Source organism: Roseateles sp. P5_B10, assembly GCF_056400485.1.
This window is the reverse complement of record NZ_JBFULE010000773.1, coordinates 1-2,445: the sequence shown is the minus strand read 5'-3', so window position 1 is coordinate 2,445 and position 2,445 is coordinate 1. Positions and strand designations below refer to the sequence as shown.

The window sequence follows — 2,445 nt, the reverse complement described above, 5'->3', positions numbered from 1 at the left end:
GTCTTCGGCCTGTTCCCGCGCCTGAAGGAGCGCGCCAAGCAGCTGGCCGGCACGATGTCCGGCGGCGAGCAGCAGATGCTGGCCATGGGCCGCGCGCTGATGGCCCGCCCCAAGGTGCTGCTGCTGGACGAGCCGTCCATGGGCCTTTCGCCCATCATGGTGGACAAGATCTTCGAGGTCGTGAACGACATCCACCAGCAGGGCGTCACCATCCTGCTCGTCGAGCAGAATGCCAGCCGCGCGCTGCAACTGGCCAACCGCGGCTATGTGATGGAGTCGGGCGAGGTGACGATGGAGGGCGAGGGCCAAGCGTTGCTGAACGATCCGAAGGTGCGCGCCGCCTACCTGGGCGAATAAGCGGTTCCGAACCGCTCTAGAAAAAACGCCCGGCACTTCCGGGCTTTTTTTTAGTCGAGGAATCTGGCCGCATGCTCAGGCTGCGGGCGGATGCAGACGGCCGAGCGCCCGAACAGCCGGTAGCGGTTCCTGGCGACCAGGCGGTACAACGGATCTCGGACGATGGACGGGATCAGCCATGCGATCCAGGCCAGGCGCCAGGGCCAGCCCAGCGCATGCAGCACGCGAAATATGGCTGCCGTGTGCTGCCACGCGCGAGGGCCATCGACGAGCAGCAATGTCTGCAGGCCTTCGGGCACCAGCCCCTCTGCGGCCAGCAGACTCCGCCCCGCGGCGCCCTGGATGGAAGCAAAGCGCAAGCGGGTCTTGCTGTCATGCCGCAGGATGAACTGCACCCAGCCATTGCAGAGCAGGCACTGGGCATCGAACACGATGATCATGAAGTGGCCTGCGCCGGACCGAGTTCGAGATGGCCGTCATAGGCCGCGACGGTGCCCAGCAGCGGCAGGCCGGCGGCGACGCGGAAGTGCAGCTGATCGTCCTTGCCGGTTTCTTCGGCCACCACCTGCGGCATCAGCCATCGCGGGCACGGTAGGCCCATGAAACGCAAGCCTTCAAGCTCCATCCTCAGTCGGCCATCGGCAACGCTCAAGCCAAAAGTCAGCCGGGCAGCCCCGAGCTTCTCCTGGATCTTGCCGGCTACCAGCCGCATTCGTGATGTCATGGTCCGCGTCGGGAAGTGGCGCGTCCAACGTWCGGCCTCCGCGCTGGCGTCGAGCTCGAAGCTGAGCGGGCCGCTGCTGGCACGGCGTGGCGTCCCAAGGCAGAAGGCCAGCAGCCGGGCCGGCAGCGAACTCGGCGCCTGTGTCTGCACCCAGCCGTTCAAGACGGTGTGCCCCGCGAGCCGATGGAAGCGCTGCACCGCCATTGGCAGTTGTGAATAGCTGGCGCCCAGCACGCGTTCGTAGAGGCTCAGGGCGCCGATGCTGGGCGATTCGTTCATGTCGATGTGCAGGCCTTCGGATTCTCGTGCGAAGTCCTGCAGCGACAGCAGGCCCACACAGGGCTGGGCGCCTGCGAGCGATGCGTCGCCATGCTGCAGTTTGCGGATCAGCGCCGCAGCGGCCAGCGTGGGGACGAAGGGGCCATCGCCGTGAGTAGCAACCAAATGCCAGGTGCGACTGCGCCTGATGCCTTCAGCAGTTTCCCCGCTGACACAGACATGCATGGCGCCCGCGTTCGACCCCAGGCCGCTGAACCGGTCGCCGAGCCACTTCAGGGCCACCGCATGAGCCGACCAGTCCTTGACGATGCCGACCCGGGCCAGCAGCGCCAGGGCGTTCATGCCTCGGTGCAGGAGCGGTAATTCGAGGCCGGCGCCGAAGCTGATCGTCGGGCAGCCGGCATGGCGCTTGGGCAGCAGCGCGAGGTCAGGCACGTCACAAGGCGACAGCAGCCGGTTCCCGACCGGCACGGGATAAAGGTGACGCCGGCTCCCACTCCAGCCAAAGCTGGGACGGTGGTCCACGGCCGGCAGGGCCTTGCCGCAGTAGCTCAGGATGGCGCGCACCGTGGCCAGGCCTCGTTCGGTACGGTTGCCCGGGCTGATGCCGATGTCGATGTGGTCGACGCGGGTGAGTCCCTGCGCCAGATGGCGAGCTGCTGCATCGGACAGGGCAGGCACGGAACTCGCGCCGCTGATGATGCTCAGGCCACGGTCCAGCGCGGCCTGGTTCAGGCTGCTGATGCCGACCACGAAATCCCGGCCGTCAGCCAGATCGATGTAGTGCGCGCCAGCGGCCATGCAGGCTTGAGCGACGTGATACCGCTGGCCCTGGAACGGGCCCGAGGTGTGCACGGTGATGTCAGGCGCCAGCGCTTTGAGGTCGTCGGCGAAAGCCGGTGCATCCGCGTCGAGCGTGGCGCAGCTCAGTTGCGCGCGCGCCGCCCCGCGCAGCGCATCCACCAGGGCCAGGCCTTGTGCGGCGGACCGACCCGCCACGATGAGGTGCAGGCCGGGGCTGCGGGCCAGCCGTTCAACGAGACGGCGCCCGAAGAAGCCGTAGCCGCCGATGACCAGAACGCGGT

At 67.4% G+C, this 2,445-nt stretch carries 2 protein-coding genes and 2 pseudogenes; 1 reads left to right on the top strand and 3 read right to left on the bottom strand.

The genetic code is table 11. From position 1 onward, the window contains the following. Positions 1 to 357, top strand: a 357-nt coding sequence (locus AC1DU6_RS27400) for an ABC transporter ATP-binding protein (RefSeq protein WP_477860977.1), incomplete at its 5' end; no start/stop codon positions are given. A 50-nt stretch (positions 358 to 407) separates the two neighbouring features. On the opposite strand, the gene AC1DU6_RS27395 is transcribed toward AC1DU6_RS27400, so the two are convergent. The 3 genes and pseudogenes from AC1DU6_RS27395 to AC1DU6_RS27385 all read right to left on the bottom strand — a co-directional run. Beyond that, on the bottom strand, positions 408 to 797 hold the full coding sequence (locus tag AC1DU6_RS27395) for a thiol-disulfide oxidoreductase DCC family protein (protein ID WP_457323586.1): 390 nt from the start codon (positions 795 to 797) through the stop codon (positions 408 to 410). Beyond that, a pseudogene (locus AC1DU6_RS27390) lies at positions 794 to 1,231 on the bottom strand (DUF4166 domain-containing protein); the annotation flags it as partial. The gene AC1DU6_RS27395 and the pseudogene AC1DU6_RS27390, both read right to left, overlap by 4 nt. A gap of 111 nt (positions 1,232 to 1,342) precedes the next feature. After that, positions 1,343 to 2,437 (bottom strand): annotated as a pseudogene (locus AC1DU6_RS27385) (saccharopine dehydrogenase family protein); the annotation flags it as partial. Positions 2,438 to 2,445 lie beyond the last annotated feature (8 nt).